Annotated in this window: 14 protein-coding genes and 1 riboswitch; of the genes, 9 read left to right on the forward strand and 5 right to left on the reverse strand. The window is 58.9% G+C overall.

From position 1 onward, the window contains the following. The first annotated feature begins 79 nt into the window (after positions 1–79). From PSH59_RS04500 to PSH59_RS04515, 4 genes are all read left to right on the forward strand, one after another. On the forward strand, positions 80–262 hold the full coding sequence (locus PSH59_RS04500) for a CPXCG motif-containing cysteine-rich protein (protein WP_305394392.1): 183 nt from the start codon (positions 80–82) through the stop codon (positions 260–262). Positions 263–273: 11 nt separating this feature from the next. After that, entirely contained in the window at positions 274–534 is a 261-nt protein-coding gene (locus tag PSH59_RS04505; protein WP_248075331.1) for a putative signal transducing protein, read from the forward strand. A gap of 36 nt (positions 535–570) precedes the next feature. Then, on the forward strand, positions 571–1,191 hold the full coding sequence (locus PSH59_RS04510; protein WP_248075333.1) for an SOS response-associated peptidase: 621 nt from the start codon (positions 571–573) through the stop codon (positions 1,189–1,191). 125 nt (positions 1,192–1,316) lie between these two features. Further along, on the forward strand, positions 1,317–2,135 hold the full coding sequence (locus PSH59_RS04515) for a M48 family metallopeptidase (protein WP_248075334.1): 819 nt from the start codon (positions 1,317–1,319) through the stop codon (positions 2,133–2,135). Between the two features lie 63 nt (positions 2,136–2,198). Here PSH59_RS04515 and PSH59_RS04520 read toward each other — a convergent pair whose 3' ends face one another. The 3 genes from PSH59_RS04520 to PSH59_RS04530 form a co-directional block, all read right to left on the reverse strand. Then, the gene (locus PSH59_RS04520; RefSeq protein WP_005784895.1) at positions 2,199–2,783 is read right to left on the reverse strand and encodes a TMEM165/GDT1 family protein; all 585 of its coding nucleotides are present in this window, start codon (positions 2,781–2,783) and stop codon (positions 2,199–2,201) included. A gap of 89 nt (positions 2,784–2,872) precedes the next feature. Beyond that, positions 2,873–2,992, reverse strand: a riboswitch (yybP-ykoY riboswitch). A 51-nt stretch (positions 2,993–3,043) separates the two neighbouring features. Beyond that, positions 3,044–4,042, reverse strand: coding sequence for a class I SAM-dependent methyltransferase (locus PSH59_RS04525; protein WP_248075337.1), 999 nt, complete (start codon positions 4,040–4,042; stop codon positions 3,044–3,046). Positions 4,043–4,072: 30 nt separating this feature from the next. Beyond that, positions 4,073–5,038 carry a 2-hydroxyacid dehydrogenase gene (locus PSH59_RS04530; protein WP_305394393.1) on the reverse strand — a complete coding sequence of 322 codons (966 nt, stop codon included), beginning with the start codon at positions 5,036–5,038 and terminating at the stop codon, positions 4,073–4,075. 84 nt (positions 5,039–5,122) lie between these two features. Between PSH59_RS04530 and PSH59_RS04535 the strand changes: the two genes are divergently transcribed. After that, the gene (locus PSH59_RS04535) at positions 5,123–5,755 is read left to right on the forward strand and encodes a LysE family translocator (RefSeq protein WP_305394394.1); all 633 of its coding nucleotides are present in this window, start codon (positions 5,123–5,125) and stop codon (positions 5,753–5,755) included. A gap of 136 nt (positions 5,756–5,891) precedes the next feature. On the opposite strand, the gene PSH59_RS04540 is transcribed toward PSH59_RS04535, so the two are convergent. After that, positions 5,892–6,464 carry a lysozyme inhibitor LprI family protein gene (locus tag PSH59_RS04540; protein ID WP_305394395.1) on the reverse strand — a complete coding sequence of 191 codons (573 nt, stop codon included), beginning with the start codon at positions 6,462–6,464 and terminating at the stop codon, positions 5,892–5,894. After that, positions 6,446–9,100: a pesticin C-terminus-like muramidase gene (locus tag PSH59_RS04545; RefSeq protein WP_305394396.1), complete on the reverse strand. Its 2,655-nt coding sequence runs from the start codon at positions 9,098–9,100 to the stop codon at positions 6,446–6,448. Before PSH59_RS04545 ends, PSH59_RS04540 begins: the two co-directional genes overlap by 19 nt. 291 nt (positions 9,101–9,391) lie before the next feature. Between PSH59_RS04545 and PSH59_RS04550 the strand changes: the two genes are divergently transcribed. The 4 genes from PSH59_RS04550 (at position 9,392) to PSH59_RS04565 (ending at position 17,589) form a co-directional block, all read left to right on the forward strand. After that, positions 9,392–11,083: a fatty acid--CoA ligase gene (locus tag PSH59_RS04550; protein ID WP_305394397.1), complete on the forward strand. Its 1,692-nt coding sequence runs from the start codon at positions 9,392–9,394 to the stop codon at positions 11,081–11,083. A 331-nt stretch (positions 11,084–11,414) separates the two neighbouring features. After that, on the forward strand, positions 11,415–13,277 hold the full coding sequence (locus tag PSH59_RS04555) for a DUF1302 domain-containing protein (protein ID WP_305394398.1): 1,863 nt from the start codon (positions 11,415–11,417) through the stop codon (positions 13,275–13,277). 30 nt (positions 13,278–13,307) lie between these two features. Beyond that, positions 13,308–14,672, forward strand: a complete 1,365-nt coding sequence (locus PSH59_RS04560) for a DUF1329 domain-containing protein (RefSeq protein WP_248075352.1) — start codon at positions 13,308–13,310, stop codon at positions 14,670–14,672. Positions 14,673–14,859: 187 nt separating this feature from the next. Continuing rightward, the gene (locus tag PSH59_RS04565; RefSeq protein WP_305394399.1) at positions 14,860–17,589 is read left to right on the forward strand and encodes a LuxR C-terminal-related transcriptional regulator; all 2,730 of its coding nucleotides are present in this window, start codon (positions 14,860–14,862) and stop codon (positions 17,587–17,589) included. The last annotated feature ends 11 nt before the right edge of the window (positions 17,590–17,600 follow it).

A 17,600-nucleotide genomic window follows, 5' to 3' on the forward strand; every position in this document is an offset into this window, starting at 1 on the left:
TCCGGGTAATTGGCCCGGCCGGAGAATAGCCCTGTAAATAGACCGGCGATTATACGCACAAGTCACCTGGGAGACTGCGATGCTGGAAACTGCGCTGTACGATTGTCCTTATTGTGGTGAGGCGGTAGAGACCTCGGTGGATTTATCCGGTGGTGATCAGACGTACATAGAAGACTGTCAGGTGTGCTGTCGACCGATTATTTTCAATCTGCAGGTGCATGGTGAAGAGTGGATGCTCGAAACCCGCAGTGAGAACGACTGACAGGTACGCCCGTGCAGCGAATCTACGAACCGGAAAACCTGATGGAAGGCGAGCTGTTGCAACAGATGCTCGCCAGCGAGGGCATCGAGGCGCACCTGGTGGGGCGCCATTTGCTTGGGGGGACGGGGGAGCTGCCGATCTTCGGCCTGTTGGGGCTGGAGGTGGATAACGACCTTGCAGTTGAAGCGCGCGAGCTGATCACCGCCTATATCGGCGCACAACCCTTGCCCGGCGATGAACCCGACAGCTTTCCCGGCGTGCTGGTCTGTTAGGCTGTCGGTCGGTTTATCCAAGAGTCGTGTTGCCCCATGTGTGGACGTTATGCCCTGTTTCGCTGGAATCCCTCCTTTGCTGCCTTGCCGGGCTTTCCGGCCGATCAGCAGGCCCAGTGGAACATCTCCCCGAACGATTCGGTGCTGATCCAGCGCGCCGCCGACGGCCAGCGCACCCTGGCCCGCGCCCGCTGGGGCCTCACGCCGCCCTGGCTTACCGACCTGTCCCGCACCCCGGCCCACGCCCGCGCCGAAACCCTGGCCGAACAACCTATGTTCCGCGAGGCGTTCCGCCAGCGTCGCTGCCTGCTGCCCGCCAATGGTTTCTACGAGTGGCGTGGTACCCAGCGCAAGCGTCCGTACTGGCTGACGCCGGGGGAAGGCTCCACGTTGTTTTTCGCGGCGATCTGGGAGGCGTACCCGGTGCAGGAGCAGGTTTGGCTGAGCACGGCGGTGGTGACTCAGGCCGCACAGAGCCAGCGTCGACCGCTGATTCTGGACGTGGCGGGGCAGGCGGCCTGGCTCGACCCCGAGACGCCGTTACATGTACTGCAAGGCCTGCTGGCCAGTGAGCCCATCGCCTTGCGCGAGCGAGTCCTGGCCAATATGGTCAATGATCCCAAGCTCAACGGGCCGGAATGTCTGACCCCGGCTTAAGCCTGGCGACTGTGGGATGTATCTGAAAATTAACCGCTACACGTCTGGTGTATCTGGCGTCGATACAAATGAGCGCCTACGATACGCGCCATGTTTAAGGGCGTCTTTTCAGGGAGAGTGTGTTGATGAAGAAATCATTGGCCATAAGCGTGTTGGCGGCAGCGGTGCTGCTGGCGGGGTGTCAGTCGGTTAATACCACCAGCGGTGGCGCCGTTGGGGTTGAGCGCAAGCAATACATGTTCAGCATGCTGTCGAGTCAGGAAGTCGACCAGATGTATGCTCAGTCCTATCAGCAGACCCTGGGTGAAGCCAGCAGCAAAGGCATGGTGGATAAGACCAGCGCCAACGCCAAGCGCGTGCAGGCCATTGCCAAGCGGCTGATCGCCCAGGCGCCGACCTTCCGTGCCGATGCGGCGCAGTGGCAATGGGAAGTGAACCTCATCAAGAGCGACGAGATGAACGCCAACTGCGGGCCTGGCGGGAAGATCTTTGTGTACAGCGCATTGATCGACAACCTCAAGCTCACCGATGACGAACTGGCCGCCGTGATGGGCCATGAAATTGCCCACGCCCTGCGTGAGCACGGTCGCGAAGCCATGTCCAAGGCCTACGGGATCGAGATGGCCAAGCAGGGCGCCGGTGCGTTGTTCGGTCTGGGCCAGGACAGCCTGGCACTGGCCGACACCGTGGCCAACTACGGCATGACCTTGCCCAACAGCCGCAGCAATGAAAACGAAGCCGATCTGATCGGCCTTGAGCTGTCGGCCCGCGCCGGCTACAACCCGAACGCGGCCATTACGCTGTGGAACAAAATGGCCAAGGCATCGGAAGGCGCGCCGCCGGAGTTCATGAGTACTCACCCGGCGTCCGACAGCCGAATCGCCTCGTTGCAGGCGGCGATTCCCAAGGTGATGCCGTTGTACCAGCAGGCCAAAAAATCCTGACCATTCCGGTCTTGTGAAGATCCAAATGTGGAAGCGGGCAAGCCCGCTCCCACTTTTTCGGATCTAGATCCAGCCACTGCTCTGCATGGCCTTGTAAACCGCCACGATCGCCAGCACGAAAAACGCCGTCGCCGCCAATCGACGAATCAACGTCAATGGCAGTTTCTCCGCCGCGAAATTCCCCGCCAGAACCACCGGTACGTTGGCAATCAACATGCCCAGGGTGGTGCCGATAATCACCAGCCACAGCTCCGGATACTGCGCCGCCAACATCACCGTGGCGATCTGCGTCTTGTCACCGATTTCGGCGAGGAAGAACGCAATCAGCGTGGTCAGGAACGGCCCGAACTTGCGCGTGGTGCTGGCTTCGTCGTCATCGAGTTTGTCCGGCACCAGTGTCCACAGGGCCGTGGCGCAGAAGCTGGCCGCGAGGATCCAGTGCAACACCGCATCCGAGAAGAAGCTGCCAAACCAGGCGCCCACGGCACCGGCGGCCGCATGGTTGGCCAGGGTCGCGGCAACGATGCCGGCGATGATCGGCCAGGGCTTGCGAAAGCGAGCAGCGAGAATGAGGGCGAGCAGTTGCGTCTTGTCGCCGATTTCGGCCAAGGCAACGATTGCGGTGGGAACGAGCAATGAATCCAGCATCAGGTAGGTTTCCAGGGGCGGGTCGACACGGCTATGACACGTACAGCCTTCCCGCCCCGGGTAAGGTGTGCGTGTCATAGGTCTTGTCAAACCCCGGTCCGTCTGTGCGGACTCCTGGGTCGCATACGCCATGGTCTGCTGACCAAGTATGTTGACGTATGCCGGACGAGCGTTCGGCTCGTGGGAGACTACTCCCCTAGGACGGAGCGGATTCTGCCTAGGCAAAATCCATTCGGCAAGCCTTCTTTTTCAAACGCCTGTCAGCCGCGCTTGGCGCGGTAGATGCGAAAACCATTACCTTCGGCCTTGATCGCGCACACGCCCAAGTGCTCTTCGATCAGCGGCTGGTACTTCAGGAAGCTGTTAGCGACCAGGCGCAGTTCGCCGCCTTTTGCCAGATGTTTGGCGGCTTTTCGCAGCAAGTTCTCCGTGGCGAAATAATCCGTGTGCACCCCGACATGGAACGGCGGATTGCTCAGAATTGCATTCAGCCCCATCGGTGCCGCGTCGATGCCATCACCGGTCAGCACCTCGGCTTCCAGACCATTGGCCGCCAGGGTCAGTCGGCTGCTGGCAGCGGCAAACGCATCCACATCCAGCAGGGTCACGGTGTTATGCGGGTAGCGACGTTTGACCGCCGCGCCCAGTACGCCGGCACCGCAACCGAAATCCAGCAGATGGCCGCTGGGCAGTTTGTCCAAATGCTCCAGCAACAATTCGGTGCCGCGATCCAGGCGGCCATGGCTGAACACGCCCGGCAGGCTCACCACTTTGAGCGGCCCTTCGGCCAGCGCAACGTCGAAGACCTGTGCCAGGCTCTCCAGCGTCACCGCTTGCGGGGCGTTGCCCACGGTGACTTGCCACAGCTGGCAATGCCGCGCGTTGTCGAGCTTGCGTGGCTTGGCAAACGGCGCCATCTGCTTGGCGGCGCTCTCGATGCCGGCACGTTTTTCACCGACCAGGTACAGGTCCTTGCCGTGCAGACGCGCGGCCACGGCCTTGAGCAGGTAGTCGGTGAGGTCCTTGGATTTGGGCAGGAAGATCACCGCCACATCGAACTCGCGCTCAGGAACACTCACGCCAAATTGGCTGCGCTCAGGAAAGCGTGCGTCGAGCGCAGCCTGGTCGCCGGCGTGCCAGCACCAGCCGTGGGCGTTGGGCAGGCGGCCCAGCAGGTCGTCGGCGGGCAAGCCCACCAGCAACAGGTTGCCTTGAAAAAGGTCTGCCTGACGAAGCAGTACTTCACTGCGCGGATCCATGGTCTGCTCCTTGAAAAGGGGCGCAGTTTATCAACTGACGACGCGCAGCGGTGCACCGCTGAAAAAGCCCAGCGCGTTTTCCGCCAGTTGGCCGACGATGCGCTGCCGGGCTTCACGGCTGCCCCAGGCATTGTGCGGGGTGACGATCAACCGCGGGATATCGCCGGCCAACAGCGGGTTGCCATTCACCGGCGGCTCCACGCTCAGCACATCGGTCGCTGCGCCGCCCAAATGTCCGCTGCGCAAGGCGTCGGCCAGGGCCTGCTCGTTGATAAGCCCACCGCGCGCCGTGTTGACCACAAACGCGCCCGGCTTGAGCAACGCCAGTTCGCGGGCGCCGATAAAGTCGCGGGTATATTCATTGAGCGGGCAGTGCAGAGTGATCGCATCGACCTGCCCCAGCAGTTCATCCAGTGGCACGCGGTCCGGGCGCGCAGGGCGGCCTGGAATCGCGCCGAGCAGTACGCGCATGCCAAAGGCTTCGGCCAGGCGCGCCACGGCACTGCCCAGCTCGCCGTGGCCCAGCAGGCCAAGGGTTTTTCCTTCCAATTCGACGATAGGATGGTCCAGCAGGCAGAACTGCCTGGCTTCCTGCCACTTGCCGGCGGCCACATCCCGTTGATAGTCCTTCAGGCGCGTCGCCAGGTTAAGCAGCAGCATAATCGTATGCTGCGCCACCGACGGCGTGCCGTAACCCTGGCAATTGCTCACGGTGATGCCGTGGGCGCGGGCCGCTTGCAGGTCGACGTTATTGGTGCCGGTGGCCGACACCAGGATCAGCTTGAGCGCCGGGCATGCCGCGAGGGTTTCGGTGTTCAAGGCGATTTTGTTGCTGATGACCACCTCGACGCCTTGCAGGCGCTCAATCACATTCGTCGGCGTGGTATCCGAGAACAACTGCAGGTCACTGAAGCAGTTGCGTAAGCGGCTCAGATCCAGGTCCCCAAGGTCCAGGGACGGGTGATCAAGGAAGACGGCGCGGCGATTGTTCGTCATCAACTGTACCTTTTGCGACAGGGTTCGAAGGCGTAGTCTCCCGAGCCTATCAGATGAAATAATCCGTTACTTAATGGAGTGAGTATGTACGTCGCCGAGTTTTTGACCGTGGCCTTGATCCACCTGTTGGCGGTCGCCAGCCCCGGCCCGGATTTCGCAGTGGTGGTCCGCGAAAGCGTGACCCACGGCCGCCGCGCCGGCACCTGGACCGCCTTGGGCGTGGGTTCGGCGATTTTCCTGCACGTGGGCTACTCGTTGCTCGGCATCGGCTTGATCGTGTCCCAGTCCATCGTGCTGTTCAACGCGCTCAAATGGGCGGCGGCGGCGTACCTGCTGTACATCGGCTTCAAGGCCCTGCGTGCGCAACCGGCCAAGCCTTCCGCCGAAGGCGAGTTGCACCGAGAAGCGGGCGAGCGCACCCCGCGCGGCGCGTTCACAGCGGGTTTTGTGACCAATGGCCTGAACCCAAAGGCCACGCTGTTCTTCCTGTCGCTGTTTACCGTGGTGATCAACCCGCACACACCGCTGGCGGTGCAGGCCGGTTACGGCGTGTACCTGGCGGTGGCGACGGCATTGTGGTTTTGCCTGGTGGCCATGTTGTTCAGCCAGCAGCGTGTACGCGCCGGGTTTGCGCGGATGGGGCACTGGTTTGATCGGATGATGGGGGCGGTGTTGATTGCGATTGGGGTGAAGCTGGCGTTTACCAGCATGAAATAAGAAAACGCCGTAGAAAAAGGTTTTATTGCTACCGCAGGATTTGAACGGGCGTTTTTCTAGAGTTGTAGGTGTTAAATAGGGCTGCATGATGCAGCCCACATATTTGCGCTTTTCTTTTTTAATCATGTCCTCAGGTCTATAGTGACTGAAATTTCAGTCTGGCTCGACAGAGTCTCTCATCTTCATCGTAAACACTTCTGGTTAGTTCGCAATTTTTCTTGTGGTAATCAGTTTCTTCAGGCAGCTTTTTTAAGCTTTCAATGTGTAAGAGTATTTCGTCTCTGCTTTTTGAAGAAATACTACTTATGAATAGAAGCGCATTGTAGAAGCCGTCACTACTAACTCCTGTATCCAAGTGAAATAATTCCACCAGTCTCGATGAAGTTAAAGAAATCAAGCATCCCATTTTTTCGATTTCAGCCTCTTCACCCGGAAAAGTAGACTCGTAAACTTCTCTGCAGTGCGCATCTCTATATTTGATCCATGCGCGTTCAATGTCGATAAGAGATTTTTTGTTAAAAAAAACACGCGATGCAAGCATTTTTGAATACTGCTTGTTAAGGTTTTTGTCAGTTTTTTCGTACAGAATGGTTGCACACTGCAGAATATCTTTCGTTGTCATACTGGTGTTGTCGCAATCACCTTCAGCAAAGGTTGGTGAAGTAAGTAAAAAGCCTAAAGCGCTTATAACTATTGCCAGCAATCGCATGTCAGACCTCTTTCAAAAAGTTTTGCTTCTTCCTCGCGACGAATTATTACCCCTCCAAGCCCCGCTTTTCCTTCCCAAAGCCTTTTCATCGAACGAAGCCTGGATGGGATTTTCTCTGGGGCAAGGTTTAACAAGTCTTCGCTAATTTGTTTCATTTCTAAGCGAGAATCGAGATCTGGCCGAGAAAAAGATGTTCCTCTGTTGACCACAAGGGATAACAGTGCCCCCTGGCAATGTGGATGCAGATTCATTGCGCCCGGATAAGCTTCGATTACCAGTTGCGCATAACGTTTTTTCATTTTTACTGCGAGGGATATGGCGTTTTCTTTACTGATTGAAATGTGATTTAAAGAGCTCAGTATGTCCCTCGCCTGAATACCTTGCCTCCCAATAGCAGCTATCAGAGTATCAATGTCTGATTGACTATAAATTTGTGCAAGGTCGTTACGGACTTGCGCTATTGTTTGCTGTCCTAAGTCGTATCCAAACCCGAGGGTAACTCCGCTCGCACCTGCCGGGACGTAGGGGTACCTGCTATACCCTTCCTTATCTAAAATAAATTGGAAGGACTCCTTTGAAACGGTAAGTGTGCCAGTAATTCCTTCCAGTTCATAAACATCAGGAACGCACTCTTTAGGACGCTCAGCGTTAAATCTCATAGCCAAACCGATTGGATGCAAGTGATAAACCCGACCATCCACCGGCAACCCCACTTCCGCCGCCACTTCATTCCACCAACTGATCTCCTTGATCCGCTCCTTCTCCGCCAACCAGTTCAAAAGTGGAGTCGAGCTGCTATGCCCGAGTACTTCGTCCAGCGCGTCCCACTTATGGGGGGCGTGGCGCCACTCGCTTTCGTAGAGGATGATCAGTTGCGACAGGGACTGCGCGTGTGCCGGTAAAACAATTGCTGCCTGCAACTCTTTAGCCGTCATTTTTCCATCACGATCACGGTCAATAATGTCGTACAGACGACTCTTCATCGGCCCCTTATCCGACATGTCGGCCCACGGGCCGTGGCGTTCGAGTTGTTCTTCATTGAAACGACCAGCCGCTCGAAAAAAGGAAGCCAGGGTTTGCTGAGGAGAGTCATAGTTGAAGATGACGTCGTAGCCTTCCCACGACCACGGACTTACCCAAGGTGTGACACCCACTTCTTCACGCACCCAACCATCGAGTAGCACACGGTTCGCATCGTGGAATAGCCCATCAAGCCGATACCAGTTGCAGGCGCTTCGATCTGGCGTTGCGGTGACTACGATCTTTTTGTCTGCCGGCAGGCCATCAATCAGGCTTTTAGGCACCAGTAGATCAGCATCACTGGGTGTGCTGGCGGCGCTGAGCGTGGGTGGCTGTGTGGCGTTGAAACGCTCCTGATGCGTCACCACAGCGGAACCTTTGGAGAATTTCAGCCAGGTCTTGCTGGCAGCAGGCAGTCGCTGGGCCCAGGCACGACTTGCCTCGACAAATGGCTCTACGTGGTCGTCACTGAACGCTTCTAGGTGCAACTTCTTTTCCGGGTGCTCGGCATTGCCGTCTTGGTACTCGCCAATGTGACCGATCAAATCGCCCGCCTTGATCGCGATGGGTTGATCGAGCACTACGATGCGGTCGGCTATCGGCTCCAGGGCGCCTTCCAGCGAATTGAAATGAACGTACTGATTAACACGCTCCAACTTGCGAAACCTGCCTTCACCGCTGACGGTAACTTCCGTGCCATCGGGCAACTCCATAAGGACGGCGCTGCTGGTGTTCGCTTCTGCGCGGACGCGCAGTGAGGGATCCGCTTTGACCCGATACTCATCTCCGACGATGGGGACCAGATAATCAACCGAAAGGAAACCGAGAAGTGAGCCATCGGTATTTTTCAGTACGTCTGGCCCGTTAGTGTTTTCCAGCTTGCGATATTCACCCTGACCGCTGACGGTCACCTCCGCGCCGCGTGGCAGCAGTGCCAACACCTTGCCGCCTTGTGCCTGGTTACGCACATTCAAGCCCCGTTGCTCAGGTGTGCCCGCGCGTACATCCCTAACCGTCGTCTTGACCCGGCGGGTCCGCCCCTCGGGCCAGAATGTCTGACGGGGGATGGAGGGATCATTCCGGTAAATCGCCCAGTCCTGCAGGTGCATATACAGGCTATAAAAGACCAGGCTCGGCGGGACGTCTGGGCTTCCCTCAATCCTGGGCGCTTCGAGTCGATGGCGGACGAGCACAAAGTTGCGTGAAAATGGCTTGGATACGCACAGCTTTTCAACGAAGTAGGTCGTGGTCGGCGAGAGCTCGTCGATGCGATAGGCCACCACTTCTCCGTCGGCCAGACAATGCACGCGGGATTGATCCAAGGTACCGGCTGTGCCGCTGTCGAAATGCACCCCAGCGTGCCAAAGGCCATTGCGGCCCAATGGGTAATAACCCGCAACTGCCTTGGCCATTTGGGTTAGTTGCAGCAATGGGTTGGTCTTGTCCTTGAAGGGATGACTCCAGTTCCTCAATGGCGTCAGTGCGGAATCGCTGGTTTGCGTAAGCGGTTGCGACGGAGCCGGCGACGTCTGCCGTGTCGGAGGGGCCGACACATAAATCGGCTCCTTCCTGTCAGGACTGAGGAGATCAACTGTCCGAGAAAACAAATTCGCCATGGTGTTTCACTCAAAATTTGCAATAGGGCAACCCAGCGATATCCATAAGTCCCTGGATTGGCAACGTCACAGAGAGTAAAGAGTTGCTATCCGTGGCGAATGTCAGAAGGTTCGCCTTTCCGTGAAGGTTGGTTCCTGATGTTATTTGCTCAATTGGCGAAACGGTGGATGGCGCAAAGCCAGCATTTACTGCCCTCTGCAAATCATTCCTTTGGCTGATTTGGCTGAAACACAAGCGCTCTACAGTGCAGGACGTTCAGCCAAGACCGTGCAGTCATAAAAGGGATTCATATGTTGCAGACCCGTGTTATTCCTCCCGCCGAAGGTGCGTACCAGTACCCGTTGTTGATCAAGCGCCTGTTGATGTCCGGCGCTCGCTACGAAAAGACCCGGGAAATCGTCTACCGCGACAAATTGCGCTACACCTACCCGACGCTGATCGAACGGGTCGCGCGCCTGGCCAATGTGCTGAGCGAAGCCGGGGTCAAGGCCGGTGACACCGTGGCGGTGATGGACTGGGACAGCCATCGCTACCTGGAATGCATGTTTGCGATTCCGATGATTGGCGCGGTTATCCATACCATCAACGTGCGCCTGTCGCCGGAACAGATCCTCTACACCATGAACCATGCCGAGGACCGCTTTGTGCTGGTCAACAGCGAGTTCGTGGGGCTTTATCAAGCGATTGCGGGGCAGCTCACCACCGTCGACAAGACCCTGTTGCTTACCGACGGCGAAGCCAAGACCGCCGACCTGCCAAACCTGGTGGGCGAGTACGAAAACCTGCTGGCCGCTGCCAGCCCCCGGTACGACTTCCAGGACTTCGACGAACATTCCGTCGCCACCACCTTCTACACCACCGGCACCACCGGCACCACCGGCAACCCCAAAGGGGTGTACTTCACCCATCGCCAGTTGGTGCTGCACACCATCGGTGTGGCGACCATTATGGGCAGCGTCGACAGCGTGCGCCTGCTGGGCACCAACGACGTGTACATGCCGATCACGCCGATGTTTCACGTACATGCCTGGGGCCTGCCGTATGTGGCGACCATGCTCGGCCTGAAACAGGTTTACCCAGGTCGCTACGACCCGGAATACCTGGTGGAGCTGTGGCGCAAAGAGAAGGTCACGTTCTCCCACTGCGTGCCGACCATCCTGCAAATGGTGCTCAATGCCAAGGCGGCCCAGGGCGTGGATTTCGGTGGCTGGAAAATCGTGATCGGCGGCAGCGCGCTCAACCGCTCGCTGTATGAAGCGTCCAAGGCCCGTGGCATTCAGTTGACCGCTGCGTACGGCATGTCCGAGACCGGGCCGTTGGTGTCCTGTGCCCACCTCAACGAAGAGCTGCTGGCGGGCAGCGAAGATGAGCGCATCACCTACCGCATCAAGGCCGGCGTGCCGGGGCCGTTGGTGGAAGCGGCGATCATCGACAGCGAGGGCAACTTCCTGCCCGCCGACGGTGAGTCCCAGGGTGAGCTGGTGCTGCGTGCGCCGTGGTTGACCGAGGGTTATTACAACGAGCCGCAAAAGGGCGCCGAGCTGTGGGCCGGCGGCTGGATGCACACTGGTGACGTGGCCACCCTGGATGCCTTCGGCGTGATCGATATTCGCGACCGCATCAAGGACGTGATCAAGACCGGTGGCGAATGGATCTCCTCCCTGGCCCTCGAAGACCTGGTCAGCCGTCACCCGGCGGTACGCGAAGTAGCGGTGGTGGGCATTGCCGACCCGCAGTGGGGCGAACGCCCGTTTGCGCTGTTGGTGGTGCATGATGGCCATGTGATAGGGGCCCGCGAGCTCAAGGAGCACCTCAAGCCTTTTGTCGAATTGGGCCATTTGAGCAAGTGGGCGATCCCGAGTCAGATCGCCGTTGTTACGGAAATTCCCAAGACCAGCGTCGGCAAGCTCGACAAGAAACGTATCCGTATCGACATCATTGAATGGCAGGCCAACAACAGTACCTTCCTGTCCACCCTTTGACGCCCTTCGCCGTGCCCGCTCGGGCACGGCAATGCTCTATCTTGCGCCTTCACTTGTGATTTACGGATTTTCAGCCATCCTCTCCGCGTCGGCCTTCGTCGACATGGCGAAAGGACTGTGGCAGACGGGTCGGTGATGCAAATCACACTTTAGAGGGATCAAGCAGTACCCCCTGCTGGCTATAGTCTCACCACGAGTTTTTCAAGGATGCGTCGCTTCGGGCCATGGAGGTTCAGTTGCCGGACGGCATTGGAATCGTTGTATTCCGGCCGTTACAAGCATCACAGAAAGAACTCACTGCCATAACAATAATGCACATGGAGTAGCGTCGATGACCTCAGTAAACCAGTTCTGGCGCCGGGCAAAACTGCCCCTGGCCGTCAGTCTCGCCTCTACGCTCGCCGGGCCCGCATTCGGCGTCAGTTTTAATATCGGTGAAATCGAAGGGAGTTTTGACTCGTCGCTTTCTGTGGGGGCGAGCTGGAGTACGGCCAAGCCTAATCAGGATCTGATCGGTGCCAATAACGGTGGCAACGGCCTTTCCCAAACTTCCGATGACGGCCATCTGAACTTCAAGCGCGGTGAAACGTTCTCGAAGATCTTCAAGGGTATCCACGACCTGGAACTGAAGTACGGCGACACCGGTGTGTTTGTGCGTGGCAAGTACTGGTATGACTTCGAACTCAAGGATGAAAGCCGCGAGTTCAAGGACATCAGCGACAGCAACCGCAAAGAGGGCGCCAAGTCCTCCGGCGGGCAAATTCTCGATGCGTTTATCTACCACAACTACTCCATTGCCGATCAGCCAGGCAACGTGCGGTTCGGTAAACAAGTGGTGAGCTGGGGTGAAAGTACCTTCATCGGTGGCGGTATCAACTCCATCAACCCGATCGACGTGTCCGCGTTCCGTCGTCCGGGGGCTGAAATCAAGGAAGGTTTGATTCCGGTCAACATGTTCTATGTGTCGCAAACACTGACCGATAACTTGTCGGCGGAAGCGTTCTATCAGTTGGAATGGGACCAGACGGTTACCGATAACTGCGGCACGTTCTTTTCGCAGCCGGATATCGTCTCCGATGGCTGTAAAGACAACCTGAGGGTGCTGAATAAACGCTCGGCAGTCCCGGCGGCATTCTTGCCTGCACTGACATCCCGGGGTGTTGACATCAACAATGAGGGTGTACTGGTAAAACGCGGTCCTGATCGTGATGCACGTGACAGTGGTCAGTGGGGCGCCGCGATGCATTACAACTTCGAGCCGCTCGACACCGAGTTCGGCGCGTACTTCATGAATTATCACAGCCGAGCGCCGATTTTCAGTGCTCAAGGCGCTTCTCGGGCGGCGTTTGCCAGTGCTGCGCAGGTGGGACAATTAGCGCCGCTGGTAGTCGCGGGTAACTCCAACTACTTCATTGAGTACCCGGAAGATATTCGTCTGTATGGCTTGAGCTTTTCCACCACCTTGCCTACAGGGACCGCATGGAGCGGTGAGTTGAGCTATCGTCCGAACGCGCCTGTGCAGTTGAACTCCACCGACATTCTGTTTGCTGGCGTGAAGCCGCTTGGTGGCCCGGTGCTGGGCAATGCCTCGTTGCTCAATGGGGCGCCAGGCCAGGACTTGCACGGTTATCGTCGTAAAGAAATCAGCCAATTCCAGACCACGTTTACGCATTTCTTCGATCAGGTCATGGGCGCTAGCCGCTTGACGCTGGTGGGTGAGGTGGGCGTTACCCACGTAGGTGGTTTGGAAAGCAAGTCGGACGTGCGCTACGGCCGTGACCCTGTCTTTGGTCCAGGTACGCTTCCGAACAATGCCTGTAACGCGTTGAACACCTCCACCGCACAAGGGGCCGGACTGGCCAACGCCAACGGCCTGAGCACCAACTGCAACAATGATGGCTTCACCACCGCCACTTCCTGGGGCTATCGCGGCCGGGCTATCTGGGAGTACCCGGACGTCTTCGCGGGTGTGAACCTCAAGCCAAACGTGGCCTGGTCTCACGACGTCAAGGGTTATGCTCCTGGCCCTGGTGCCAACTTCGAAGAGGGCCGTAAAGCCGTCAGCCTGGGTCTGGATGCTGAATACCAGAACACCTACACCGCCAGCCTGGCTTACACCAACTTCTTCGGTGGTGAGTTCACTACAGTGAATGACCGAGACTTCGTCGCCCTGAGCTTCGGCGCCAACTTCTAAGCACACTTTATTTTCAGGAAGAACAAGAACATGAAAATAACCAAAAGTCTCTTGCACGTGGGTGTGCTTGGGCTGTCGATCCTGGCGAGTAACGTCATGGCGGCAGTGTCGGCGGATGAAGCCGCCAAGCTGGGTACGTCCCTGACCCCAATGGGCGCGGAAATGGCCGGTAACGCGGCCGGCACCATTCCGAAATGGTCGCCGCTGCCGACCAACGCCGGCGCGGTGGATGCCAAAGGTTTCCTCGCCAACCCTTACGCCAGTGAACAGCCGCAATTCACCATCACCGCGCAGAACGTCGAGCAGTACAAAGACAAGCTGGCACCGGGGCAGTACGCGATGTTCAAGCGCTACCCCGAAACCTTCAAGATGCCGGTCTACCCGACCCATCGCGGCGCCACGGTGCCGGCCGATGTATTCGCCTCCATCAAGAAGAACGCCACCACCACCAACCTGGTGTCCGGCGGCAACGGCCTGGAGAACTTTGAAACCGCGGTGCCGTTCCCCATCCCGAAAAGCGGCGTGGAAGTGATCTGGAACCACATCACCCGTTATCGCGGGGGTAGCGTGACCCGTCTGGTGACCCAGGCTACGCCGCAAACCAACGGTTCCTACAGCCTGGTGTACTTCCGTGACCAGTTTGTGTTCCGCGACAAGATGAAGGACTTCGACCCGAAAAATCCAGGCAACGTGCTGTTCTACTTCAAGCAGCAAGTGACCGCGCCAGCACGTCTGGCCGGTGGTGTGCTGTTGGTGCACGAAACTCTGGACCAGGTGAAGGAGCCGCGTTCGGCGTGGGTCTACAACGCCGGCCAGCGCCGTGTGCGCCGGGCGCCGCAAGTGTCCTACGACGGGCCGGGGACCGCCGCCGACGGCCTGCGTACGTCCGACAACCTCGACATGTACAACGGTGCACCGGATCGCTACGACTGGAAGCTGGAAGGCAAGAAAGAAATCTACATCGCCGCCAACAGCTACAAGATCGATGATCCAAAGCTCAAGTACGCCGACATCATCAAGGCCGGTCACATCAACCAGGACCTGACGCGCTACGAGCTGCGCCGCGTCTGGCACGTGGTCGCCACCTTGAAGGAAGGCCAGCGTCACATTTATGCCAAGCGTGACTTCTTCATCGACGAAGACACCTGGCAAGCCGCGGTGATCGATCACTACGACGGTCGTGGCCAACTGTGGCGCGTTGCCGAAGCCCATGCCGAGAACTACTACGACAAGCAAGTGCCGTGGTACGCCCTGGAAACCCTCTACGACCTGCAGTCCGGCCGCTACCTGGCCCTGGGCATGAAGAACGAAGAGAAACAGGCCTATGACTTTGGCTTCACCGCCTCCACCAGCGACTTCACGCCGGCTGCTCTACGTCAGGATGGTGTCCGCTAAGCTGCACTGATCGAGGCCGCATCCTCGGTAAAGACGCCCCGACTGGTTCGGGGCTTTTTTATGTATGAGATTTTTTGTCTCAGTTCTTTTTCAGGCAAATGTTGCAAAGATCTACAAACCCGCCGTGTTTACCGCTAGTCTGCGGACATCTGCAGTGCCGACAACAGCCTTCTACAAGAGCCCGGCGATGACTGATCTGTCCCGAATCCAAGGGCCTGCCAGTGCGCTAATCCCGCCACTGGAAGCTCGCTTCTACAGGCCTCCATTGCCTGACGGCTACGTGCTGCGACCGCGGCTTTGCGAACGGCTGGGCGCGGGGCTGGAAGGACGACTGTTGCTGGTCAGTGCACCGGCGGGGTTCGGCAAAAGTTCGCTGGCGGTGGAGTTCTGCCAGAGCCTGCCGGCCCACTGGCAAAGCCTGTGGCTGGGCCTGAGCCCGCGAGACAGCGACCCCGGCCGTTTTCTTGAGCGGCTGCTCGAAGGTTTGCAGCAGTACTTCCCGCAACTCGGCGGCCAGTCCCTGGGCCTGCTGAAAATGCGCCAGCGTCATCAACCCTTCGCCTTTGAAGAATGGCTCGACGGTTTGCTCGATGAGTTGACGGTTCATCTGTCCATCCGCGCGCCGCTGTTGCTGGTGCTGGATGACTACCACCTGGCCCAGGGCCCGGTGCTTGACCGTTGCCTGCAATTTTTTCTCAACCATTTGCCCGACGGTCTGTTGGTGCTGGTGACCAGTCGCCAGCGCCCGGATTGGCATCTGGCGCGTTTGCGCCTGTCGCGGCATTTGCTCGAGTTGCACGAACACGACCTGCGCCTGACCCACGCCGAGTCCCTGGCGGTGCTGGACCGCCACAGCAGTTCCCTGAAGGGCGAAGCCCTCGACAACCTGATCCGCCGCAGCGAAGGCTGGGTGGCGGGCCTGCGCTTCTGGTTGCTGGCGGCGTCCGAAGCCGGTAACGAAGGCGCGCTGCCGCAGAACCTGCACGGTGGGGAAGGGCTGATTCGCGACTACCTGCTCGAAGAAGTGATCGACTGCCTGCCCCCCGAAGTGCAGGCCTTCCTGTTCGACACCGCGCCCCAGGAGCGTTTTTGCAGCGAACTGTGCGACGCCGTGCGCGATGCTCACGACAGCGCCGAAATCCTGCGTTACCTGCAAGCCCATCAAGTGTTTCTGGTGCCCCTCGACGAGCAGGGCCATTGGTATCGCTATCACCACCTGTTTTCCGACCTGCTGCGCAGCCGGCGTGCCAGCAGCAACGTGTTACCGGCGGCCAGCCTGCACCTGCGCGCATGCCGTTGGTTCAATGCCCAGGGCCTGATCGACGAGGCGGTGGAGCAGGCGTTGCGTGCCGGTCACCTCGATGTGGCGGCCAACCTGGTGCAGAACCTGTCCGAAGAACAACTGTTGGCCGAGCAAAACGTCGGCATGCTGCTGCGCTGGAAAATGGACCTGCCCGACAGCCTGCTGATCAGCACGCCGCGCCTGATCGTGCTGTACAGCTGGGCGTTGGGGTTGGCGTGTCAGTTGGATGCGGCAGAAGAATTGGCCGGCTACCTCAGCCGCTTCCTGCCGGCGCCGTCGGCCACGGCACAAAAATCGATGCTGGCGCAGTGGCTGGCGCTTAGCGGGATTATTGCTCGGGGCCGCGGTGATCGTGAGTTGACCCAGCGCTATTGCGGCGAAGCACTGGAGAGCTTGCCGCAGCGGCGTTATGGTCAGCGGCTGGTATGCCTGTCGACCCTGTCCAATCTGGCCATCGCCGATGGCGATCTGTGGCGCGCCCGTGGCTTGAACCGCGAATCCCTGGAATTGGCGCAGCGCGTCGGCAACCCGCTGTTCGAAGCCTTGGCCCATTACGACCGCGCGCGGGCGCTACAGGCGCGTGGCGAGATCCTGCGTGCCCTCGACGAGGTGCGCCAGGGCCTGCAACGTTTGCAGGGCCTGGCGCCGCAGCGTCTGTATGCGGTGCGTGCGCGGCTGTTGCTTTACGAGGGGTATTTGCTGTTGGTGCGCAACCAGTCCGATGTCGGCATCGTAAATCTGCGCGCCGGGTTGGCCGAAGCGCGGGCCTGCCGAGATATCAGCGTGTTGATCGGCCACTGCGTGATCGCCAGCTTCGAAGGGCGACGCGGTGAATTCTCCAAAGCTTTCGCCGAGCTGGCGGAGGCCGAGCGTTTGATGCATATCTGGGATGTGCCGCCGATCTACTACCTGGCGATGATCACCTTGATCAAATGCGAGTTGTGGCTGGCCCAGGGCCGCACGGACCTGGCCGATGCCTGGCTGACGCGCTTGGGCCAGACCTACAACGGCGACCATGCCGCCGCCGCGCCAGAGTTTCACCCGCACTTGCCGCTTCATATCGGCTTGCAGCAGGCCGCGCTTGATGCCGTGCGCCATCAACCCGATGCGGCACTGCAAAGGCTAAAAGTGCTGGCGCAGCAGGCCCAAACCACTGGGCGTCAGATGATCGCCCTGATGGCGCTGACCCAGCAGGCGCAATTGCTGCTCGACGGCGGCCAGGAGGTCAAGGCACGTCCGATCTTTGCCCAGGCCCTGGAGGCCGGCGCCGGAGGGGCGTTGCAACCCTTCCAGCGTTTGCTGGAAAGCTACCCGGACTGGACGCGCGAGCAATTGGGCAAAGAGCCCCATGGCCTGCCGAATCAGAGCCTGTTGGCGTTACTGCCGGCGGTCGCGGTGGTTGAGACGTCGTCTAACCAGGAGACACTGAGCGTGCGCGAACTGGCGGTCCTGCAACTGATCGCCCAAGGCTGCTCGAACCAGGAAATCAGCAACCGGTTGTTTATCTCCCTGCACACGGTCAAGACTCACGCCAGCCATATCAACAGCAAACTCGGAGTGGAGCGGCGCACCCAGGCGGTGGCGCGGGCGCAGGAGTTGAGGCTGATTGGCTAGCGCTTGAGGTG

This window comes from Pseudomonas sp. FP2309 (assembly GCF_030687575.1).
Classification (GTDB): domain Bacteria; phylum Pseudomonadota; class Gammaproteobacteria; order Pseudomonadales; family Pseudomonadaceae; genus Aquipseudomonas.

Excerpts from the sequence above, each read along its gene's own strand:
- PSH59_RS04535 (WP_305394394.1), top strand. The coding sequence starts at position 5,123 with ATGTACGTCGCCGAGTTTTTGACCGTGGCCTTGATCCACCTGTTGGCG.
- PSH59_RS04510 (WP_248075333.1), top strand. The coding sequence starts at position 571 with ATGTGTGGACGTTATGCCCTGTTTCGCTGGAATCCCTCCTTTGCTGCC.
- PSH59_RS04515 (WP_248075334.1), top strand. The coding sequence starts at position 1,317 with ATGAAGAAATCATTGGCCATAAGCGTGTTGGCGGCAGCGGTGCTGCTG.
- PSH59_RS04500 (WP_305394392.1), top strand. The coding sequence starts at position 80 with ATGCTGGAAACTGCGCTGTACGATTGTCCTTATTGTGGTGAGGCGGTA.
- PSH59_RS04540 (WP_305394395.1), bottom strand. The coding sequence starts at position 6,464 with ATGCGATTGCTGGCAATAGTTATAAGCGCTTTAGGCTTTTTACTTACT.
- PSH59_RS04545 (WP_305394396.1), bottom strand. The coding sequence starts at position 9,100 with ATGGCGAATTTGTTTTCTCGGACAGTTGATCTCCTCAGTCCTGACAGG.
- PSH59_RS04530 (WP_305394393.1), bottom strand. The coding sequence starts at position 5,038 with ATGACGAACAATCGCCGCGCCGTCTTCCTTGATCACCCGTCCCTGGAC.
- PSH59_RS04555 (WP_305394398.1), top strand. The coding sequence starts at position 11,415 with ATGACCTCAGTAAACCAGTTCTGGCGCCGGGCAAAACTGCCCCTGGCC.
- PSH59_RS04525 (WP_248075337.1), bottom strand. The coding sequence starts at position 4,042 with ATGGATCCGCGCAGTGAAGTACTGCTTCGTCAGGCAGACCTTTTTCAA.
- PSH59_RS04565 (WP_305394399.1), top strand. The coding sequence starts at position 14,860 with ATGACTGATCTGTCCCGAATCCAAGGGCCTGCCAGTGCGCTAATCCCG.
- PSH59_RS04550 (WP_305394397.1), top strand. The coding sequence starts at position 9,392 with ATGTTGCAGACCCGTGTTATTCCTCCCGCCGAAGGTGCGTACCAGTAC.
- PSH59_RS04560 (WP_248075352.1), top strand. The coding sequence starts at position 13,308 with ATGAAAATAACCAAAAGTCTCTTGCACGTGGGTGTGCTTGGGCTGTCG.
- PSH59_RS04520 (WP_005784895.1), bottom strand. The coding sequence starts at position 2,783 with ATGCTGGATTCATTGCTCGTTCCCACCGCAATCGTTGCCTTGGCCGAA.